Origin of the sequence: Streptomyces sp. NPDC127108, assembly GCF_042677545.1 — a bacterium.
Lineage (GTDB): Bacteria > Actinomycetota > Actinomycetes > Streptomycetales > Streptomycetaceae > Streptomyces.
Genome location: NZ_JBHXTE010000005.1, coordinates 16,329 through 35,957, shown reverse-complemented (window position 1 = coordinate 35,957; position 19,629 = coordinate 16,329). Strand labels below are relative to the sequence as shown.

Annotated in this window: 18 protein-coding genes; 8 read left to right on the top strand and 10 right to left on the bottom strand. The window is 71.8% G+C overall.

The features are described from left to right. The first annotated feature begins 1 nt into the window (after nucleotide 1). The 7 genes from ACFVHO_RS06060 (at nucleotide 2) to ACFVHO_RS06030 (ending at nucleotide 6,165) form a co-directional block, all read left to right on the top strand. Entirely contained in the window at nucleotides 2–595 is a 594-nt protein-coding gene (locus tag ACFVHO_RS06060; protein WP_385710703.1) for a hypothetical protein, read from the top strand. 84 nt (nucleotides 596–679) lie between these two features. After that, nucleotides 680–1,012 carry an SCO4225 family membrane protein gene (locus ACFVHO_RS06055; protein ID WP_385710701.1) on the top strand — a complete coding sequence of 111 codons (333 nt, stop codon included), beginning with the start codon at nucleotides 680–682 and terminating at the stop codon, nucleotides 1,010–1,012. A gap of 144 nt (nucleotides 1,013–1,156) precedes the next feature. Then, nucleotides 1,157–2,236 carry a D-alanyl-D-alanine carboxypeptidase family protein gene (locus ACFVHO_RS06050; protein ID WP_385710699.1) on the top strand — a complete coding sequence of 360 codons (1,080 nt, stop codon included), beginning with the start codon at nucleotides 1,157–1,159 and terminating at the stop codon, nucleotides 2,234–2,236. Further along, on the top strand, nucleotides 2,233–3,222 hold the full coding sequence (locus ACFVHO_RS06045; protein WP_385710697.1) for an endonuclease/exonuclease/phosphatase family protein: 990 nt from the start codon (nucleotides 2,233–2,235) through the stop codon (nucleotides 3,220–3,222). Before ACFVHO_RS06050 ends, ACFVHO_RS06045 begins: the two co-directional genes overlap by 4 nt. Nucleotides 3,223–3,344: 122 nt before the next feature. Then, on the top strand, nucleotides 3,345–4,097 hold the full coding sequence (gene cseB, locus ACFVHO_RS06040; protein ID WP_385710695.1) for a two-component system response regulator CseB: 753 nt from the start codon (nucleotides 3,345–3,347) through the stop codon (nucleotides 4,095–4,097). A gap of 1 nt (nucleotide 4,098) precedes the next feature. Then, nucleotides 4,099–5,376 carry a sensor histidine kinase gene (locus ACFVHO_RS06035; RefSeq protein WP_385710694.1) on the top strand — a complete coding sequence of 426 codons (1,278 nt, stop codon included), beginning with the start codon at nucleotides 4,099–4,101 and terminating at the stop codon, nucleotides 5,374–5,376. 93 nt (nucleotides 5,377–5,469) lie between these two features. After that, complete coding sequence (locus tag ACFVHO_RS06030) at nucleotides 5,470–6,165, top strand: alpha/beta hydrolase (protein WP_385710692.1); 696 nt, start codon at nucleotides 5,470–5,472, stop codon at nucleotides 6,163–6,165. A gap of 18 nt (nucleotides 6,166–6,183) precedes the next feature. On the opposite strand, the gene ACFVHO_RS06025 is transcribed toward ACFVHO_RS06030, so the two are convergent. The 7 genes from ACFVHO_RS06025 to ACFVHO_RS05995 all read right to left on the bottom strand — a co-directional run bounded on the left by ACFVHO_RS06025 (nucleotide 6,184) and on the right by ACFVHO_RS05995 (nucleotide 15,022). Next, nucleotides 6,184–7,731: a carotenoid oxygenase family protein gene (locus ACFVHO_RS06025; protein WP_385710690.1), complete on the bottom strand. Its 1,548-nt coding sequence runs from the start codon at nucleotides 7,729–7,731 to the stop codon at nucleotides 6,184–6,186. A gap of 184 nt (nucleotides 7,732–7,915) precedes the next feature. Further along, nucleotides 7,916–9,436, bottom strand: coding sequence for an amino acid permease (locus ACFVHO_RS06020; protein WP_385710689.1), 1,521 nt, complete (start codon nucleotides 9,434–9,436; stop codon nucleotides 7,916–7,918). Nucleotides 9,437–9,493: 57 nt separating this feature from the next. Then, on the bottom strand, nucleotides 9,494–10,456 hold the full coding sequence (locus ACFVHO_RS06015) for a hypothetical protein (RefSeq protein ID WP_385710687.1): 963 nt from the start codon (nucleotides 10,454–10,456) through the stop codon (nucleotides 9,494–9,496). A 389-nt stretch (nucleotides 10,457–10,845) separates the two neighbouring features. Then, nucleotides 10,846–12,432: a helix-turn-helix domain-containing protein gene (locus ACFVHO_RS06010; RefSeq protein WP_385710685.1), complete on the bottom strand. Its 1,587-nt coding sequence runs from the start codon at nucleotides 12,430–12,432 to the stop codon at nucleotides 10,846–10,848. Between the two features lie 165 nt (nucleotides 12,433–12,597). Continuing rightward, nucleotides 12,598–13,491, bottom strand: coding sequence for an endonuclease/exonuclease/phosphatase family protein (locus tag ACFVHO_RS06005; RefSeq protein WP_385710683.1), 894 nt, complete (start codon nucleotides 13,489–13,491; stop codon nucleotides 12,598–12,600). A 182-nt stretch (nucleotides 13,492–13,673) separates the two neighbouring features. Further along, on the bottom strand, nucleotides 13,674–14,105 hold the full coding sequence (locus tag ACFVHO_RS06000; protein ID WP_385710681.1) for a hypothetical protein: 432 nt from the start codon (nucleotides 14,103–14,105) through the stop codon (nucleotides 13,674–13,676). A 179-nt stretch (nucleotides 14,106–14,284) separates the two neighbouring features. After that, on the bottom strand, nucleotides 14,285–15,022 hold the full coding sequence (locus ACFVHO_RS05995; RefSeq protein WP_385710679.1) for a TetR/AcrR family transcriptional regulator: 738 nt from the start codon (nucleotides 15,020–15,022) through the stop codon (nucleotides 14,285–14,287). An 89-nt stretch (nucleotides 15,023–15,111) separates the two neighbouring features. On the opposite strand from ACFVHO_RS05995, the gene ACFVHO_RS05990 reads away from it, so the two are divergent. Continuing rightward, nucleotides 15,112–16,773, top strand: a complete 1,662-nt coding sequence (locus ACFVHO_RS05990; protein ID WP_385710677.1) for an MFS transporter — start codon at nucleotides 15,112–15,114, stop codon at nucleotides 16,771–16,773. Between the two features lie 121 nt (nucleotides 16,774–16,894). Here the strand turns inward: ACFVHO_RS05990 and ACFVHO_RS05985 are convergent, their stop codons facing one another. The 3 genes from ACFVHO_RS05985 to ACFVHO_RS05975 are packed head-to-tail and all read right to left on the bottom strand — an operon-like array spanning nucleotide 16,895 to nucleotide 19,551. Beyond that, nucleotides 16,895–17,125, bottom strand: a complete 231-nt coding sequence (locus tag ACFVHO_RS05985; RefSeq protein WP_190118824.1) for an acyl carrier protein — start codon at nucleotides 17,123–17,125, stop codon at nucleotides 16,895–16,897. Between the two features lie 60 nt (nucleotides 17,126–17,185). Next, nucleotides 17,186–18,220, bottom strand: a complete 1,035-nt coding sequence (locus tag ACFVHO_RS05980) for a beta-ketoacyl-ACP synthase III (protein ID WP_385710853.1) — start codon at nucleotides 18,218–18,220, stop codon at nucleotides 17,186–17,188. An 11-nt stretch (nucleotides 18,221–18,231) separates the two neighbouring features. After that, entirely contained in the window at nucleotides 18,232–19,551 is a 1,320-nt protein-coding gene (locus ACFVHO_RS05975) for a beta-ketoacyl synthase N-terminal-like domain-containing protein (RefSeq protein WP_385710675.1), read from the bottom strand. Nucleotides 19,552–19,629: the final 78 nt, after the last annotated feature.

Below are 19,629 nucleotides of genomic sequence, written 5' to 3'. Positions count from 1 at the left end.
CTTGGCGACGACACACGCACGGGGGCGGGAAGCGACGCTCTCGCATCGGCGCGCGACTCGACGGACGACGCGATGGGCCGCGGGCCTCGTACTCGCCGCGCTGGCGCCCCTGACGGTCGTCGGCTGCGGCGACTCGGACGACACCGACGACAGGCCCCCGTCCCAGGGGAAGGCAGGGAAGACCTCGAAGTCCCCCACCGCGCAGGCCTCCTCGGACGAGCCCTCGGCGAAGCCGTCGGTGTCCGCCGCCGACGGGAGCGACGTCGGCGCCTGCGCGGACGGCGACTGCGAGATCACCGTGTCGGAGAAGGTGACGTTCCGCTTCAAGGGCCCGCGGGGCCAGGCGACCCTGTCCGTGACCGAGGTCGGCCCGAACAAGGTCGCGTACACGGTGAAGTCGGGCAGCGGCCGGTCCAAGGGCGGGGCGACCGGCCCCGGCCAGGGCTGCATCACGGTCCTCCGCAGCAACGGCAGCGGCAACTCCTGCGGAGGGCTCGGCGACGCCGCGCGGCCGAGCCCCCAGCCCGAAGCCGTGGTCATCCAGGCGGCGACCGGCGAGGACGGGACGGCGATCCTCCACATCGTGTCCCGCTGACACCCTGGCGGGCGCCGCCAGGTCGGTGCAGGCTGAGTGGGGCGTCGATCCCCGCACGTCCGGGCCAGCGAGGTGCACAGAGCCATGACCGACTCGATCCGCCGCCTCCACCCGCTGCTCCGCGGGCTCACCAACGTCTTCGCCGTCGGGTACTTCGCCGGCTGTCTGCTCCTCCTCGGATGGGCCTTCTCGGTGAGTTCCGGCGACAGGCCCGACGCCTCGCTGGCCGGAGTGTGGCCCGTGCTCGCCACCCTGCCGGTGAGAGTCATCGTGCTGGTGGCGGTCCATTTGCTGGACGTCGGCCAGGTCGCGATCGTCCTCGGTGTCTGCGTCGGCGCGCTGGCGAACGCGATCGTCATCGGGGCGACCGTGGAGGCCCTCCGCGGGGACAGCGGCCGCGCCGGACCCGCGGCCTGATGCCCTGCTGTCGCTGATACCTGGCTGACACACAACCGCGCGCCGGTGGATGCACGGTCCTGACCGGCTGGATGCGGTCCTCTCCAAGGCTGAAGGCGTACGCGGAAGAGCCCGCGTACGCCGGTCGTGGAGAGGTGGTCGTCGGTGAGGGTGCGTCGGGTACGGGTTGCCGGGGTGGGCGAGGCGCTGCGGCGGGGGCCGCACCGGGGCAGGGCGCTGTGCGTGACCGCCGCCGTGCTGGTCGCGGCCGGGGCGGGCGGCTGGCTTGTCCTTCCCGGCGGTGACGGCGGCGGGGACGGCGAGGACGGCCGGAGGCTCGGCTCCGCCGGGTCCCTGGGGCTGCCGTGGCCGGACGAGGGTCAGACGAGCATCGAGGTGCGGGGCGTCGGCAGCCTCGGCAGCAAGGGCGGCCGGGAGCCGGTGCCGATCGCCAGCGTCACGAAGGTGATGACCGCGTACGTGATCCTCAGGGAACACCCCCTGGAGGCTGGGGAGGACGGGCCACGGATCACCGTGGACGCGGACGCCGCGCAGGAGTCGCACTCGCTCAGCGAGTCCACCGTGCAGCTCCGCGAGGGCCGCCGCCACACCCAACGAGAGCTCCTGGAACTGCTGCTGCTCCCGTCCGGCAACAACGTCGCCCGGCTGCTTGCCCGTTGGGACGCCGGAAGCCAGAAGGCGTTCGTCGCGAAGATGAACCGCGCCGCCGAGGACCTCGGTATGACCCGCACCACGTACACCGGAGCGAGCGGCTTCGAGTCCAGCACCAAGAGCACCGCGGACGACCAACTGAAGCTCGCCCGGAAGGCCATGGAGCAGCCCGCGCTGCGGGAGGTGGTGGCCCTGCGCGACACGACGGTGCCCGGCGTGCCCGGCACCGTCACCAACACCAACCGGCTCCTGGACAAGCCCGGCGTCATCGGCCTGAAGACCGGGTCGAGCACACCCGCCGGCGGCAACCTCATGTGGGCCACCGAGGCGAAGTCCGGCGCCAAGCGGTATCTCGTCCTCGGCGTGGTCCTCGGGCAGCGCGCCCACACCACGCCCGCCGAAGGCCTGGCGGCGGCCATCGACAGGAGCGGCGCGCTGATCGACGCCGTCCAGCGGAACCTTCCGCTCGCCCTCAGTGCCGACAAGGCCCTCAGAGCGGACAAGGCCCTGAGCGCGGACAAAGCCCTGAGCGCCGACAAGGTGCTCAGCGCGGGCAAGCCGGTGCGGTCATGACGGCACTGCACGAACGACTGCCGGAGCGCACAGCTGGTCCGGATGATGGGCCGCCGCCCGTGCAGGATGGCCCTTGGCGCCGCGGGCGGATCGTCGCCGGGGCCGCCGTGCTCCTCGCACTGATCATGCTCTGCCACACCTGGGTGCCCCACCGGTTCGGCAACCCCGGCAGCCTCCTGGAGACCTTCCTGCCCTGGCTGGGCGTGGCCGTGCCCCTGCTCCTCGCGCTCGCGGCCGTGCGCCGTTCCGCGACCGCCGCCCTCGCCGTGCTGCTCCCGGCCGTCGTCTGGTGCTCCCTGTTCGGCGGCATGGTCATGGACAAGCGCTCCGGCGGCGGCGACGTCACCGTGGTCAGCCACAACGTCCACGACCGGAACCCCGACCCGGACGGCACCGCCCGCGCCCTCATCGCCTCCGGCGCGGACCTCGTCGCCCTGGAGGAGCTGTCCCCGGCCACGGCACCGGAGTACGGGCGCGTCCTCGACGGCCGCTACCCGTACCGCGCGGTGCAGGGCACGGTCGGGCTGTGGAGCAAGTACCCGCTGCGGGACGTCGAACCGATCCCGATCATGCCGTGGACCCGCGCGCTGCGAGCCACCGCCGAGACCCCGAAGGGCCCGCTCGCCGTGTACACCGCGCACCTCGCGTCGGTGCGCGTGCACCCGGGCGGGGGCTTCGCCACGGCCGCGCGCGACGAGGCCGCGGAGAAGCTCGCCGCCGCCGTGCGCGCCGAACCGCTGCCCCGCGTCGTGGTGGTCGGCGACTTCAACGGCACGACCGACGACACGGCCCTGCGCCCGCTGACCGGACAGCTGCGGTCGGCGCAGGAGGAGGCGGGCGACGGCTTCGGGTTCACCTGGCCCGCGTCGTTCCCGGTGGCCCGGATCGACCAGATCCTCGTCAAGGGCGTCACCCCGGCCTCGTCCTGGACCCTGCCGCGCACCGGCAGCGACCACCTGCCCGTCGCGGCGGCACTGACCCTGTGACCACGGCGGCAGCGGATACCGTCATGATCAACGGGTCCGACGGGACTCGCCGAGCGGACGGCGAGCCCCCGTCGTGCCCGCGCGCCGCCCGGCCCCGTACGACACGACCCTCAGGTGACGAGATGCCACAGCCCCACAACGGACCGGCGGGACGCCCCGCTCCCCACGAAGGCGGCCCCGCCGCCCCCGTGCGCGTCCTGCTGATCGAGGACGACGACACGATCCGCAAGTCCGTCGGCATGGCCCTGGAGCGCTACGGCTACGAAGTGGCCGCGGCCCCCGACGGGCTGACCGGCCTTGAGATGTTCCGGGACGGGCAGCACGATCTGCTCCTGGTCGACGTCATGCTGCCCCACCTCGACGGCATCGGCCTCTCCTACCGGGTCCGCGAGACGAGCCAGGCCCCCATCCTGATGATGTCCGCGCGCGGCGACGCCCTTGACGTCGTCGCGGGCCTGGAGGCGGGCGCCGACGACTACATCGTCAAACCCGTCGACACCACGGTCCTGGTCGCCCGCATCCGCACCCTGCTGCGCCGCGCCACCTTCACCGCACCCGCCACGGCCGACGCCCCGGCACCCGACGGCGGCGGCCTGCTCACCTTCCGGAACCTCACCGTCGACACCCGCGGCCTCGAAGTCCGCACGGACGGCCGCCTCCTCGCCCTCACCCCCACCGAACTGCGCCTGCTCCTGGAGTTCGTGGCCGCGCCCGGCATCGTCCTGGAGCGCCAGACCCTGCTGCGCAAGGTGTGGGACTACGGCTGGGAGGGCGACAGCCGGGTCGTCGACCTGACCGTGCAGCGACTGCGCAAGAAGATCGGCGCCGATCACATCGAGACCGTGCGCGGTTTCGGCTACAAGTTCCGGCGCTGACATGCGACGTCTTGTCGAGTTCCTGCGCCGCCTCGCCGACCTCCGCTCCCTGCGCTGGAAGATCGCCGCGGGAGTCGCCGCCGCGGCCTGCGCGATGGCCGTGGGGATCGGCGTCCTGGTGCACGAGAGGACCGAGGCACGGTCCATGAGCATCGGCCGCGGCACCGCGCTGCGCGAACTGGAGGTGGCCGAGTTCGAGTTCCGCGACGGCAGGTCCGCGAGCCGGGACCCCTCGACCCCTCCGGGCTACGCGGTCGGCGACACCGTACCGGACGAGCTGCGGGCCCGGCTCGCGACCGACCCCGGCCCCCTCACCTGGTACGACACCAGCAAGCCACTGCAGGGCCCGTTCATGTGGGCGGCGAGCCGCATCGACGGGACCGACCTGGCCGTGCGCATGGACATGGGGGCCGAGAAACGCAGCCTGCAGGCGCTCGACCGGCACATCCGGTACGCCGCCATCGCCACGCTCGCCGTCGTCGTGCCCCTCACCCTGCTCGCCGCCGAACTGGTGCTGCGGCGCCTGCGCCGGGTCGCGGGCACCGCCCGGCGCATCAGGAACGGCGCCCTGGACGCGCGGACCGCGAGCCGCGGCCACGACGAGATCAGTGAGATCTCCTCGGCGGTCGACCACATGGCCGACGCACTCCAGGAACGGCTGCGGGGCGAACAGCGCTTCACCGCCGACGTCGCCCACGAACTGCGCACCCCGCTCGCGGGCCTCGTCACCTCCGCCTCCCTGCTGCCGGAGAGCGAGGCCACCGACCTCGTCCAGGACCGGGTTCAGGTGCTCCGGGCGCTGGTGGACGACCTGCTGGAGATCTCCCGCCTCGACGCGGGCGCCGAGCGGGCCGACGCGCAGCCCGTGCCGCTCGGCGACGTGGTCACGGAGTCCGTGCGCCGCACCGGCCTGGACGTCCAGGTCACCGTCGTCGGGGACCCGGCCGTCGAGACCGACCCGCGCCGCGTCGACCGCATCGTCACCAACCTGGTCCTCAACGCCCATCGCCACGGCGGCCCGCCGGTGGAGGTCACCGTCGACGCCACCACCGGCGACGCCGTCACCGTCGTCGTGCGCGACCACGGCCCCGGCTTCCCCGCCGACCTCCTCGACCACGGCCCCCAGCGCTTCCGCACGGGTGCCGCCGAACGCGGTCACGGACACGGCCTGGGTCTCACCATCGCCCTCGGCCAGGCCCAGGTCATCGGCGCCCGCGTCACGCTCGCGAACGCCGCCCCGCACGGCGCCGTCGCCACCCTGAGGGTCCCGCTCCGGTGAGCGGTGGCGAGGTCGGCAGTGCCCCATTAGCGTGAACCGAGGCACTCGGGGAGACCGGCCGCATCGCGCCCCGTTGAAGGACGGAAGTTGATCATGGCGGACAAGCCCTCGATCGTTCTGGTGCACGGATTCTGGGGCGGAGCCGCCCACTGGTCCAAGGTCATCGTCGAACTGCACAAGCGCGGCTTCACCGATCTGCACGCGGTGGAGAACCCGCTGACCTCGCTGGCCGACGACGCCGAGCGCACGCGCAAGATGGTCAAGCAGCTCGAAGGACCGGTCCTGCTCGTCGGCCACTCCTACGGAGGCGCCGTCATCACCGAGGCGGGCGACCTGCCCCAGATCAGCGGTCTCGTCTACGTCGCCGCGTTCGCGCCCGACGCCGGGGAGAGCCCCGGGCAGCTCACCCAGGAGAAGCCCCCCGAGGCGTTCGACAACATCGCCCCGGACTCCGACGGCTACCTGTGGCTCAAGCAGGACAAGTTCCACGAGAGCTTCTGCCAGGACCTGCCCGTCGACGAGGCGCTGGTCATGGCCGTCACGCAGAAGGCACCGCTGGGCTCCACGTTCGGCGACACCGTGACCGCCCCGGCCTGGCGGGCCAAACCGTCCTGGTACCAGGTCTCCGCCCAGGACCGCATGATCCACCCCGACAACGAACGCCGCATGGCCGAGCGCATCGGCACCCGCGCGACCGTCGAACTCGACTGCGGCCACGCCTCCCTGGCGTCCCAGCCGGACCCGGTCGTCGACCTGATCGCGCAGGCGGCCGAGGAACTGCACGGCTGAGACTCCGCCCCGGCGCGGCTACGCCGCCACCCAGCTCCCGTGGAAGCCGAGCGGCACCCGCCCCGGCAACTGGACGCGGGCCAGCGGGCGGCCCGTGAAGTCCTGCGCGGAGAGGATCACCAGGTCGGTCGCGCCCCGGTCGGGATCGTTGACGTACGACACGATGTAGCCGTCGTCCTCGTCCCGTGCGCCGCGCCGGGGCACGAACACGGGCTCGCTCGCCGCCGCGCCCTTCGGGAAGCGGTGCACCTGCCGCGTACCGCGCAGCATGTCGTGCTTCACCAGGCAGTTGCTGAACTTGGTGTCCGGCGGCACTCCGTTGACCGTCTCGTACGCCGTCCACATGGCGGCCGCGCTGGCCGTGTACCCGTAGCGGTGCCTGCGTGCGATCAGGGACTCGTTGACGCGGGGGAACTCCTGTGGCCGGTCGTCGGTGCGGGAGGTGCGGACCCGGCCCGCGCGCAGGTCGACCGTCCACCGGTCGAGGGCCGGGGACCCGGTCGCGGAGGGCCCGCCGTTGCCGCGCCCGGCGGCGTAGAACGGGGCGGGCATGGAGGTGAAGTCGACGATCACCGAGTCGCCCTGGTCGTAGGCGTTCAGGGTGTGGGAGTAGTACACCGGGTCGACCTCGAACCAGCGCGTGGAGCCGCCGGCGCGCGGGAGCACGCCCACCCGCATCGGGCGCTCGTCGTTCCAGACGTACGGCACCAGCGCGCCCGCCTCCGCCGCCTCCGCGTCGAACGTGATCGGGACGTCCACGATCACCACGTACTTCTCGGTGAGCGCGAAGTCGTGCATCATCGGCGCGTCCGCCACCGGGACCTTGGTGGTCCGCGCCACGCGCCCGGTCCGGTCGATCACGATGTGCCGTACGTGGTCCCAGGTCGGGTAGTACGCCACGGCGTGCAGCTCGTCGGCGGCCGCGTCGTACTTGGTGTGCGCGGTGAACGCGCCTTCGAGGGTGGACCGGAAGTCGTACGGGCGCAGGGTGTTCAGTTCGCCGTCCAGCTCGTACGGCAGCGGGCCGCCCTCCTGGAGCGCGAGGACACGTCCCTTGTACGGGATCACGTGTGTGTTGCAGGCGAAGTCGTCGGGCGGCACCTCGCCCGGGTAGGTCTCGCCCAGCTTCTTCGCCACCTGCGAGGAGCGCACCCACCGGTTGCGGTACCACTCCGCGCGCCCGCCCCGCAGCCGCACCCCGTGCACCATGCCGTCGCCCAGCATCCAGTGGTGCGCCCGTGGGTCCTCGACGCCCAGCGCGTTCGGTCCTGTGCGCAGGAACCGGCCGTCCAGGTCGCGCGGCACCCGCCCGACGACCTTCAGGTCGAACGCGGTGAGTTCGTCGGTGACCGGGGCGAAGGCGCCCTCCAGGAACGGATTCGCCCCCGCTGCCGCCGCCTTTCCTGTCCCCGTGGGAGCCCGGCCCGGCGTCGCGGCCCGCGCCGTCGCGGTGTGCCCGCCGAGTCCGAGGCCCCCCGCCACTCCGGCCGCCGCCGCGAGCGTCGCGCCCTGGAGGATCCCGCGTCGCGTGGGACCGGGCGTGTGACTGGGCGTCTGACTGGTCATCGTGCAACCCCGTTCGTGTCGGGACCCCGGCGCGGGCGCCGGGGTCGTCGCTGGTGACACGGAGAATCCTGCTCCGGTACGGGGCGCGGGTCAGGAGGCCTGGGGCCCGAGCGGGGGTGGCGTCAGCACCACCCCCGGCACCGGGTCCGGCGGCCACCGTCGGCGGACGCCACGGCGGCGCGCGTCATCGCTGTGCGCTGTGTTCGGGGACGGCGGCGCCGGAGTCGTCGCGGGGGCGGTCGGGGTTCAGGAACCACTTGCGGGCCGAGACGAGCCACCAGGTGCCGCAGAAGGCGACGACCACGCCGACCGCGACGGGCGCGTAGTTGAACGTGTCCCTGGTGACGGGCGAGCTCTGCGGCAGCATGAACAGGACCGTGATGACCGCGACCCAGGCGATGGCGATGGTGCCGACGATCGTGGACCAGGAGCCGAGGTGCCAGGGGCCGCGTTCGAAGCGGTCGCCCTGCCGGAGCCTGAGGTAGGTGGGGATGACGTAGGCGATGTAGAGGCCGATGGTGGCGATGGAGGTGACGGCGGCGTACGCGGTGTTGTTCCACAGGTAGGGCAGGCCGAGGGCGAAGGCGCCGCCGGTGGCGAGCCAGACGGCGTTGGTGGGGGTGCGGGTGGTGGGGTTGAGCTTGTGCCACGTCCGGGAGAAGGGCAGCGCGCCGTCACGCGAGAAGGCGTAGATCATGCGGGAGTTGGCCGTCACGGACGCCATGCCGCAGAAGAGCTGGGCGACGATGATGACGAGCAGCATCCACTTGCTCGCCGTGGTGCCGAGCGCGTCCATGAGGATCTGCGCCGGGGGCACGCCGGTCTCCGAGTCCAGGGCACCGGAGTACGACTGGATGGCGAAGGTGAAACCGAAGAGGAGGACGAACCCTGCCACCAGGGAGACGACGATCGAGCGGACGATGCCCTTGGGGCCCGCGGTGGCCGCGTCGATGGTCTCCTCGGTCATGTGCGCCGAGGCGTCGTAGCCGGTGAACGTGTACTGCGCCATCAGCAGGCCGATGGCCACCACGTAGACGCTCGACGAGAAGCCGGTGTTGTTGACGAACTCGCCCAGGACGAAGCTGGTCGACTGGTGCTGGTCGGGGACGATCGCGAGCGCGCCGCAGATGACGACGACACCGAGGACGTGCCACCAGATCGACACCTCGTTGAGGAAGGCGACGATGCGCACGCCGAAGGTGTTGAGGGCCCCGTGCAGCACGAGGATGCAGCCGAACAGGATGATCGTGTGCTCCGGCGTGGCTTCGAAGCCGAACTGCAGGTCGAGCAGGGCGTTGAGGAACGTCGCCGCGCCGAAGTCGATGCCCGCGGTCACGGCTATCTGGCCGAGGGTGTTGAACCAGCCGGTGAACCACGCCCAGGCCGCCCGCGAGCGTTCCGGGGCCATCCGGTGGGCCCAGAAGTACAGTCCCGCGCTGGTCGGGTACGAGGAGCACACCTCCGCCATGGCGAGGCCGACGAAGAGCGTCATGACGCCCACGAACAGCCAGCCCCACATGATGACGGCCGGGCCGCCGGTGTTGAGCCCGTAGCCGTAGAGGGTCATGCAGCCGGACAGGATGGAGATGATCGTGAAGCTGACGCCGAAGTTGGCGCGGCCGGACATGGAGCGGGAAAGGGTCTGCTGGTAGCCGAGTTGCTTCAGGCGTTCCTCGTCGGACACGCGGGACACATCAAGAGGCACGGGTCGTCTGTCCTTGGTCTGTGAAGGGGGGCGGGGAGAGGTGTGGAGCGGGTGGGGCTAGCGGCGTCGGCCGCGCGGTGGGTCGTAGGCCCAGGCGCGGTGGCGCTGGAACAACTCGGTGGCGGGGCCGCAGTAGGACCACGGGACGGTCGTGGCGTACGGGCCGATCGCGTCGAAGACCTCCTGGGCCTCGTGGTGCCGGTTCGCGAACGACAGGGCGTGGGCGAGGTAGTTGGCGTCGTCGGCGAAGCAGGCGTGCGGGCGGGGCGCGCGACGGCGCCACCAGCGGTCCAGGACCAGGTCGATCGACGGACACTCCACCCAGGGGTGGATCGTCAGGCCGTACCCGCCCTGGTCCCGCTCCTGCCGCGACCGGTGCACCTCGGCGAGGACCACCAGGGGCAGGATCGCGACGGGCAGCCCCTGCGGAGCCACGGCCGCCTGCTCCTCGGCCCACCACATGGCCTCGCCCTGCTCGCCGTGGTTGCGGGCGAAGAGGTACGTCACCACCTCGTGGTGGGCCTCGCGGTTCCAGGGGTCACGCTGCTTGATCTCGTCCCACACGTGCCGCAGCGTGTAGCGGTCGGGGGCGTGGGTGCGCAGCAGGGCGAGCATGACGAGCAGCGGAGCCACGTCCTCGGGCCATACGCGTTGCAGGGTGGCGCAGGTGTTCCAGGCGTCCTCCATCAGCGTCCGGCCCCCGTCGCGACCGGCGATCATCGCGCGCAGGGCCTGCACGTTGGCGAGCAGGGCCAGGGCGTGCGGGGAGCGGGGCTCCGCCTCGGCCCAGGTGTCGGCGAAGCGCAGCCGCGCGCCCGCCTCGGCGAGGACCTGGAGCTGGAAGACCCTGCGGTCCCAGTCCGCGCCGGTGGCCGTGAGCAGGTCGCGCGGGCCTTCCCAACGGCCCATCGAGGCGTCCTCGAGCACATGGCGCAGGGCCGTGTCGTCGCGCGCCGGGTGCGTGTCGAGTGCCCGTTCGGCCGCGTTCCTTCTCGCTCCCAGGCGACGCCCGGGCGTCATGCGTGCGGTGTGTGACGGTCGTTGGCGTTCATAAGCGGGTTCTTCGCACCCCAAGCTCGGTCAGGAAGCTCTGTCGTGGTGATGCTGTGTCGTACGGGGCTCAGCCGCGGTGGTGTGCCGACGCGTGGTGATCGGACGCGCGGTGCGCGGTCGGGCTCGGCGGCGGTACGTCACGCAGGTCACGCGCGGGTACGCCCCGAGCTGCCCGGAACGACGCGGTCCTACTGTGGTCAGCGGGTCCGGCGCCCGACAGTGTTTCTCCGTTGCGCAACAGGGGGCGGCGATGGATGGGGCCGGAGCTGGGCACACTCCATGGGCTGGGGACGCGTCACGGGCCGGGCGTGCTCAGGGGGTGGCCGCGCGCGGAGTGGCTCGCCCTTCACCCGACATCACCGGCTGCCCGGGATCCCGTCAGCCTCCTCGATCTCTTCGATCCCGCCGATCTCGCCGGTCCCCTCGATCTCCTCGCCCTCCTCGATCTCCTCGAAAAGGGCGAGCGCCTGCCGGAACAGCTGTGCGGCCCGCTCGAAGTCGCCGTTGTCGGAGGCGAGGCGCCCCGCCGCCATGGCCCGCCGGACGCCGACCTCGTGGGGGTCGATCCACGCGTTCCCCGGCTCGTGCGGCGGCGCCCAGTCCTGCGCCGCGTGTACGTGCCAGCCGATCAGCCGTCGGACGGCCTCCTGGCACGCGGTCGTCGACTCCTCCTCGGCGGCGCGTTCGGCGGCGTAGTCGCGCAGCAGGTCGTGGCGGAGGTAGCGGTCGGGTCCCGTCTCCTCGAGGAGGTGCACGGCGACAAGGACCTCCAGGAGGCGCCGGGTGTGGCCGAGGGGACGGTCGACGAGGGCGGCCGCGGCGGCGGCACTGATCGTTGCTCCGGGGAACAGGCCGAGGAACCGGAACGTCCGGGCGGCCTCGCCGTCCAGGGCGCGGTACGAGGAGGACAGGGCGGCGCGCACCGCGAGGTGCGGGTCGTCGATGTCGGTCAGCACGTTCAACCGGTGCCTGCGGTCGGCGAGTTCGGCGACGGCGTCCGCGATGGACCGGTGCGGGAACGTGGCGAGGCGCTCGGCGGCGATGCGCAGGGCCAGCGGCAGGTGGGCGCAGCGCCGCGCCAGGACCGCCGTGGCCGTCGGCTCCGCCGCGACCCGCTCCTGGCCGGCGACGGCGCTCAGCAGGTCGGCGGACTCCGACTGGTCCATCGGCCGGACCGAGAGCCGGTGGGCGCCCGCCTTGACCGCGAGCCCGGTCAGACGGCGTCTGCTGGTGACGAGGGCGACGCAGCCGCGCGCGCCGACGAGCAGCGGTTCGACGTGCCGGGAGCCCGCGGCGTTGTCCAGGATCACGAGGATGGGACGCCGCACCGCGACGCTGCGGAACACCGCCGCCCGCTCGGCCTCGTCCGCCGGGATGGCGGCGGCGGGGAGGCCGAAGGCGGTCAGGAACTGTTCGAGTACGTCGGCCGCGGCGAGCGGCCGCGCCTCGGGGGAGTCGCCCTGGAGGTCGGTGAACAGCACGCCCCCGGGGAACCGGTCGGCGATCTCGTACGCCCAGCGGAGCGCCACCGTGCTCTTGCCCACGCCCGCCGGTCCGTCGAGCGCGATGGTCAGCACGCTCTCCCTCCGATTTGCATCCGCGAGGAGTGTGTCCAACTCCTGGAGGAGGTCCTGACGGCCCACGAAGGCGGACGCTCCGGGCGGCAGTTGCGCGGGCCGGAGCAGTTCGACGGCGCCGCCCCGGTCGGCCCGGGCGAGCGCGATCAACTCGCCGTCGAGGGCGAGCAGTTCATCGCAGGCGCGGGCCAACGCGTCCGTGGGGATGGCCCGCCCGTTCTCCACCCGGCTGATCCAGCCGGGGCTGTAGTGCAGGAGCCGCGCCATCTGCCGCAGCGACATACCCCGACTTACCCGCCGTTCTCGCAGCACCGCCCCTAACCGGGGCTGCCCTCCCCGCCCAGTGATGATGCCGTCCCCCCGCATGCGTCCTCCCAGACTCGCCTAGGGTCGGTCAGATCATGTGCACAGGCGAACGATACGGAGTCTCGCGCCCGCTGGGGAGTTGGCGGAGGGGAGCAATGCGAGAAGCAGCCATGCGCGGGGTGCCGGAGCGCCGGTTCGGCACGGCCGCGGACCGCCGGGGGACCCCTACTTCAGGTCCACGTCGGCGTGCATGGGGTGGTGGTCCGAGTACGCGCTCGGGTGCACGTCCTGTTCGAGCGGGGCGATGCCCCGGAGGAAGACGTAGTCGAACTTGAGCTGCCAGTCGGTGATCGCCGCGCAGGTGCCGGTCCCGGTGGGCGTGGGGCGGCACTGCGGGGCCGCGTCCGTGGCCACGGACCACATCCGGGTGAGTTCGGGGGCGTCCGGCACGGCGTTGAAGTCACCGAGGACGATCGCGCGGTCGTGCCGGGCCACGGCCGGGGCGAGCACGTCGACCTGGTCCGCCCGGAACTCCTCCTGGCGCCGCTGGGCGAGGTGGGTGTTGAAGACCCGCACGGAGCGGCCGTCCACCGTGGTGGTGACGGCCATGTATCCGCGGTCCTCGGACCCGCCGTCGGGGTACTCCACGTTCACGCGGTCCTTCATCGGCGCCGCCGACAGGATGGCCTGCCCGAATCCCCCCGGGCTCCACGGCCAGCCGCCGCACCGGCTCCGGTTCCGCAGCACCGACCCGTACTCGACGTGGTAGACCAGCCCGTGCAGGTGCTCCAGGTAGTCCCGGATCCTCTCGACGTCCCGCACGCACGCTTCCTGCATCCCGATGACCTGCGGCGCGTAGGTGGCGATCTCCGCCGCCCGGCCGACGTTGTTCTCGTCGCCGCAGGGGTTGCAGATGTTCCACGTCATGACCCGGTTCGGGACGATGTCCTTGACCGGCTCGACGCGCGGTGTGCCGGCGAAGTGGGCACCGCTGGGTGTGCTGGGGCCGACGAGCGCCAGGCAGGCCAGCGTCAGCGCGCCCGCGAGCAACCTCATGGCCCATCCCAGCACCGTCGCCTCCTCAGCGTGGACACACGTCGCCCCGACGTCTCCTCGCATGAGGTTATGGGACGGGGAGATCGGCGAAACACGCGGTAGGCCGGATTCCACCGCGTCCCACCCGCCTGCCGGGCAACGCCCCCCCCGCAGCCCGCAGCCCCGGGCGTCTGGCAGCTCCGGGGCTGTGCGTGGGGGTGTGGCCGACCGTCAGGCGGTGGGTGCGGCGGTGGGCTGGTGGGGCGCTACTGGCCGGAGGCCCAGCGCTCGTGGGGCGACGGTTCGCGGCCGAGGAGGGCCATCGATCTGGTCTGGGCCGTGGAGCGCGGCACGCCCATCGCCTTGGCCAGGCCGCCGTAGGAACCACCGAGTTCGCGGTAGCGGCGGACCGCGGCGTCCCTGACGCCCTCAAGGGCCGGGATGAGCCGCTGGTCCAGCGCGCGGACCAGGGAGTGCAGGCGGTTCAGGTCGTCCTCGCAGACGCGGTCGCGGCCGTCCCGCTCCAGGGTGCGAAGGAGCAGCAGCGCCCACTCCAGGGTGCGGGTGAACTCCCCGACCTGGTCGGCGCCGCCGCCCAGGTCGCAGGGATCGTGAGTGCTGGCCACCATGATGTCGGGGATATGTGGTTCGTCCTCGTACGGCTCTCGATGCTCGGCACGCACGACCACATCACTCATGGCACTTCCCCTTTGGGGTTCCGTATACGGCGCGTGTCGCAAACTGCTGACGCCCCGGATGCGTTGCAGCAGCTACTGGCATCCCGGGGAGGGTGTCAGATGTGCCGGGCACCGGGGCAGGGATTTACGGTTCCTTAACGCAATCTGGACGGGACGGTCGGGCCGGGTGTCCGTACGGGTCATGAGTTCATCGACCGCATCTGGTCCATACCGGACACCATGCACTCCAGGCCGTCACGGAAGCGCTGGCCCGTGCTGCTGGAGGCGCTGCGCTTGACGTAGTCGGCGAGGGATTCCGGATGGTCCTGCGTGGCCGTGCTGAGGTAGGGACCGAGGCGGCTCGCCCACTCCTCCTCGCTCTCCGCGCTCTGCCTGGCCATGGCCTGCCAGGAGGCCTCGGAGAGGGCCGCGCCCACGGTGTAGTAGTAGATCGCGGAGAGCGCGGAGTCCAGTTGGCCGGGGGAGAAGCGGGCCTGCTCCAGGATCTCGATGATGGCGCTGGTGTGGGCGAGGGCCCGGGGTCCCACCGGGGGATGGCCGCCCATCAGCTCGATCATCCAGGAGTGCTGCAGCAGTACTTCGAACAGGTCCGTCGCACAGGTCTGGATGTCGGCGCGCCAGTTCCCCGAGCCGGACGGCGAGGGCGGGTCGGGAAAGACGGCGTCGATGGCCAGCTCCAGCAGGTCGTCCTTGGTCGGCACATGCCAGTAGAGCGACATCGGTGCCGAGTTGAGCGAATCGGCGAGCTGCCGCATGCGCAGGTTGCGCACGCCTCCTTCGTCCAGGAGTCGCACCGCCGCGCGCACGATCTGCTCCCGGCTCAGCGGCTGCTTGGCCGGCCGCTGCTTCAGCTCGCGCAGCCAGATCGAGCCAGGTGGGCCGTTCGGTGTCGTGTCTCGTCCAGAAGTTTCAGTCACGTCTCTATGCTAACGCAGACTCGTACGACGTACGATAGATGGTATGCCGTACGGGAACACAGTTGACGGAATCCCGAAGGAGGCCGGCCATGGATGGCGTGGTGGACGACAGGCAAGGCGGGGGCAAGGGAGGGGGCGGTGAAGTCCCCGGGGCGAAAAACCGGTGGGCGGTGCTCGGGGTCCTCTCGCTGAGCCTGCTCGTCGTCGCACTTGACCTGACCGTGCTGAACGTGGCGCTGCCCACGCTGAGCACCGAACTCGAGCCGTCGTCGGTGCAGTTGCTCTGGATCGTCGACGTCTACTCGCTCGTCGTGGCGGGGCTGCTCATCAGCTGCGGCACTCTCGGCGACCGCCTCGGCCGCAAGCGGTTCCTGTGCCTGGGCTTCGTCGTCTTCGGCGCCGCATCGGCCACGGCGGCCTGGGCGAACGGGCCCGAGATGCTGATCGCGGCCCGCGCGATGCTCGGCATCGGCGCGGCGATCATCATGCCGTCGACGCTGTCGATCATTCGCAATGTCTTCACAGATCGCAAAGAACGCACCGTGGCGCTCGCCGTGTGGGCCACCATGTCGGCGGCCGGCGCCGCCGTCGGACCCGTGGTCGGCGGTGTCATGATCGAGCACTTCTGGTGGGGCTCGGTCTTCCTGATCAACGTGCCGATCATGATCTTCGCGCTGTTCGCCGCGGTGACCCTGGTGCCGGAGTCCAAGCACCCCAACCCGCCGCGTTGGGACACCATCGGCGCCGTCCTGTCGGTCACCGGTCTGATCTCGCTGGTGTACGCCATCCAGCACGGCGGCGCGGAGGGCCTGGAGGCCCAGACGATCATCACGGGTGTCCTGGGACTGGTGCTGCTGAGCGCGCTGGTGGTGCGGGTCCTCAGGGTGCCCGATCCACTCTTCGATCCGGCGCTGTTCCGCAACCGCGCGTTCTCCGTGGCGGTCGTGAGCGTGGTCCTCGCCATGTTCGGCATGGGCGGGCTGATGCTGCTGCTCACGCAGCACTGGCAGTTCATCGGCGGCGCCTCGCCGATGGAGTCGGGCCTGCGCCTGCTGCCGCTGCTGCTCGCCACCATGATCGGCGCTCCGATCATGTCGGTCATCGTGCCGAGGTACGGGACGCGGCTCGCGATGATGATCGGGATGGGCCTGATCGGCGGGGCCTTCTTCGTCCTGATGAACGTCCAACCGGACACCGAGTACTGGGTCTTCGCCATCGCCCTCGCGGGCATCGGCGCCGGGGCCGGCTGCGCCATGACGGCCGCCTCGGACGCCATCATGTCGACGGCCGAGGCGGACACCGCGGGTGGCGCCGCGGGCATCGAGGAGACCTCGTACGAACTGGGCAACGGGCTCAGTGTGGCGATCATGGGCAGCGTGGCGTCCGCGCTGTTCCGCAGCGAGATGGACACACCCGTGCCCGGCGTGGACGAGAAGTCCATGGACGCGGCACGGGAAGGCCTCGCCGACGCCATGGGGGTCGCCGGAGCGCTGCCGGGCTCCGCGGGGGATGAGTTGAAGCGGCAGGCCGACGACGCCTTCGCCGACGCGTTCGGCTTCACGTCGCTGTGCACCGGCATCCTGCTCGTCCTGGTGGCGATCGCCGTGTTCCTGTTCATCCCGCGCTCCGCCGGGCGGCTCACCCCGGCGGCCGAGGGCGCAGGTGGCGACCCCGAGGCGAGCGTGGACCTGGTGAAACAGGGACAGGGGGAGCCCGCCGAGCACAGGACCGAGTCCGCGGACCGGTCCTGACCGCAGGCGGTGCGCGGGGCGCACGCCGAGACAGCCGGGGCCCGTCACGGGCCCCGGCTGTCCGACGCTGGTGTTCACGCCCGTGCGCACGGCTCTCTCCATGGGCCGGCGCACGACCGCGTCAGGACGCGCGCTTGCGGCGCTCGACGAGTTCCAGGATCTTGTCGAGCCGCTCCAGCTCCACTACCTCGTCGTCCGTGATCTCCACGCCGAGCCCCTTCTCCAGGGCGAGCGCGAACTCGACCGAGGCCAGGGAGTCCAGACCCAGGTCCTCCAGCGTGGACTCCGGGGCGATCTGATCCTCGGAGATGTCGAATTCCTTGGTGAGCAGGGACTTGACCGTTTCGTACACCGTTTCCTCCCGGGTGCGCAGTGTCGGTGGGGCCGGCGCGGGGCCCGCGCCGGGAGAACCTCACCCGCGATAGGTGTGCGCCGCGAAGGCCGTCACGTCGGGCCAGGTCAGCGAAGCCGAGCCCCAGGCGAGCCCGCCGCCGAACGCCGCGAGCAGCACCCGGTCGTCCGGGCGCAGCCTGCCCTGGGTCGCGGAGTCGGCGAGCAGCAGCGGCAGGGACGCGGCCGAGGTGTTGCCGACGTGCTCGATGTTGGACAGCACCCGTTCGCGGGGGATGCCCAGTTCGTCGGCCACGGCCTCGCTGATGCGCGCGTTGGCCTGATGGGTGGCGAGCCGGTCCACGTCCTCGACGGACCAGCCGGAGCGCTCCAGGACGTCGAGCGCCGCCTGGGTCATGCGTTCCTTGGCGTGCCGGTAGACCTTGCGGCCCTGCATCTGCAGATGGTGGTCGCTCGCCTCGGGCACGGTGCCGCTGGAGCGCTGCCGGGCGCCGCCCGCGGGGATCTGGATCAGGTCGCTGTACGTGCCGTCGCTGCCGAGCCGGATCGGGCCGATCGCGCCCGGCTCGTCCGGGTCGCCGGCGCGCAGCACGACGGCCCCGGCGGCGTCGCCGAAGATGACGGCCGTGTTCCGGTCCTCCGGGTCGACGATGGCGGAGAACGTCTCGGCGCCGATGACGAGGACCTGCTCGGCGAAGCCCGCGGCGATGGCCCCGACCCCGGCCGCCAGGCCGTACAGGAACCCCGCGCACACGGCGGCGATGTCGTGCGCGGCGACGGGGCCGAGCCCGAGCGCCGCGGCGACCTCGGGAGCGGTGGCCGGGCAGAGCCGGTCCGGGGTCGCCGTCGCGAGGACGACGGCGTCCACGCTGTCGCGGCCCGCCGACTTCAGTGCCAACTGGCCCGCTTCCACGGCCAGTTCGCGGGTGGCGGTACCCGGCGGGACGGTGTGCCGCTCGGCGATGCCGGTGCGGCTGCGGATCCATTCGTCGGTGGTGTCGAGCCGGGCCTCCAGGTCGGCGTTGGTGACCGTGCCGGGCGGCACGTAACCGGCGACGCCCGCGAGGACGGCCGCGCGTGTGCGGTGCTTGTCCATCTCCTTGGTCCTCACGCCTTCCCCAGCAGAATCGCGCTGCTGACCATGCCGACGGTGTAGTTGAACGACAGCGCGTGCTCGACGCGCTGCGGCCGGGCGGTGGTGCCCGGTACCGGGTCGAAGAGGCAGGCGTCGTCCGGGTCCACGCAGCCCGCCGTCGGGAACACCGCGTCGCGCTGGATCATCAGCGACGTGGCCGCCACGCCGAGGCCGCCGAGCGGACCGCCGTTGTGTCCGAAGCAGGCCTCCTGCACGGTGACGGGCATGCGCGTCGCCCGGTCCCCGAAGAGGCTGTGCACGATGTTCGACTCCGTCTCGTGGAAGACGCGGTCGCCCTCGGCGCCGCCGTTGACGTAGTCGATCTGGTCCGGCTCGACCAGGCCCGCCATCGCGTCCCGCGCGGCCTGGACCATGCCGATCCCCGCGCGGTCGATGGCGAAGGCGCTGTGCTGCGGGCTGCGCCGGGTGCGCTGCGCCAGCATCCGGGCATAGGGCGTCGCGCCGCGCCGCTCGGCGTGCGCGCGGCTCTCCACGACGATCGTGATCGAGCCGTTGCCCATGTTGGAGCCCGGGGAGTTCTTGTCGTACGGGCGCATCTGCGCGCCCATGGCCAGGGCCGCGTCCTCCATGGCGTCGACGGTGACGCCCTCCTCGGCGCTCAGCTCGGCGTACCGGTCGAGCAGGTCGGCGTAGTGCCGCAGGAAGTCGAGGCCGAACACGTCGGCGCCGGTGACCACCGCGACGTCCACCTCGCCGCTCGCGATCATCCGCTGCGCCATGCCGAGCAGCACCGCCGACGACGTACAGCCGTTGGAGACGGTGAAGTTGGGCCCGGTCCCGGCCACGACGGACACCTGGACGTTGGCCACGTCCATGGGGATGCCGGTGAGGGCGAGCCGGGTGCCGAGCTCGTTGATCTCGTCCTTGGTGGCCTTGGCGCGGTCGGTGCCCAGGATGTCGGCGTACTGGGCCGACCAGCAGTCACCGCCGTCGCGGGCGGCGAGGATCGCCGCCTCCGACAGCGCGCCCGCACGCCAGTCGAGCCCGGCGTCGACGCAGGCCTCCGCCATGGAGGTCAGGCCGAGCAACTGCACCGGCGAATAGAGTTTCAGTGCCTTGACGGGAAGTTCGGGATAACGCTCCTTCACATCCGCGACATCGGTGCGCACTTGGCCGAAGAAGACACCATTGTTTTCCACGTGACAGGCGCCGGTGGAGACGATTTCCAGGAATTCCGCGGAAGTCGCGCACAGTCCGCCAGGTCCTGGCAGGGCGAATCCCATGCCCGTGATCAATGTGTCGCGACCGGGATCCTGCTGCTGGTCCGCCATGAGACTCCCTGTGTTGCGTGCCACTGTCGACAGGTCGCCCGCACGCAGTGGGCGCATGCTGCTGCACCGTGCTGTGCC

Excerpts from the sequence above, each read along its gene's own strand:
- ACFVHO_RS06055 (WP_385710701.1), top strand. The coding sequence starts at position 680 with ATGACCGACTCGATCCGCCGCCTCCACCCGCTGCTCCGCGGGCTCACC.
- ACFVHO_RS06045 (WP_385710697.1), top strand. The coding sequence starts at position 2,233 with ATGACGGCACTGCACGAACGACTGCCGGAGCGCACAGCTGGTCCGGAT.
- cseB (WP_385710695.1), top strand. The coding sequence starts at position 3,345 with ATGCCACAGCCCCACAACGGACCGGCGGGACGCCCCGCTCCCCACGAA.
- ACFVHO_RS06035 (WP_385710694.1), top strand. The coding sequence starts at position 4,099 with ATGCGACGTCTTGTCGAGTTCCTGCGCCGCCTCGCCGACCTCCGCTCC.
- ACFVHO_RS06030 (WP_385710692.1), top strand. The coding sequence starts at position 5,470 with ATGGCGGACAAGCCCTCGATCGTTCTGGTGCACGGATTCTGGGGCGGA.
- ACFVHO_RS06025 (WP_385710690.1), bottom strand. The coding sequence starts at position 7,731 with ATGACCAGTCAGACGCCCAGTCACACGCCCGGTCCCACGCGACGCGGG.
- ACFVHO_RS06015 (WP_385710687.1), bottom strand. The coding sequence starts at position 10,456 with ATGACGCCCGGGCGTCGCCTGGGAGCGAGAAGGAACGCGGCCGAACGG.
- ACFVHO_RS06010 (WP_385710685.1), bottom strand. The coding sequence starts at position 12,432 with ATGCGGGGGGACGGCATCATCACTGGGCGGGGAGGGCAGCCCCGGTTA.
- ACFVHO_RS06005 (WP_385710683.1), bottom strand. The coding sequence starts at position 13,491 with ATGCGAGGAGACGTCGGGGCGACGTGTGTCCACGCTGAGGAGGCGACG.
- ACFVHO_RS06000 (WP_385710681.1), bottom strand. The coding sequence starts at position 14,105 with ATGAGTGATGTGGTCGTGCGTGCCGAGCATCGAGAGCCGTACGAGGAC.
- ACFVHO_RS05990 (WP_385710677.1), top strand. The coding sequence starts at position 15,112 with ATGGATGGCGTGGTGGACGACAGGCAAGGCGGGGGCAAGGGAGGGGGC.
- ACFVHO_RS05980 (WP_385710853.1), bottom strand. The coding sequence starts at position 18,220 with ATGGACAAGCACCGCACACGCGCGGCCGTCCTCGCGGGCGTCGCCGGT.
- ACFVHO_RS05975 (WP_385710675.1), bottom strand. The coding sequence starts at position 19,551 with ATGGCGGACCAGCAGCAGGATCCCGGTCGCGACACATTGATCACGGGC.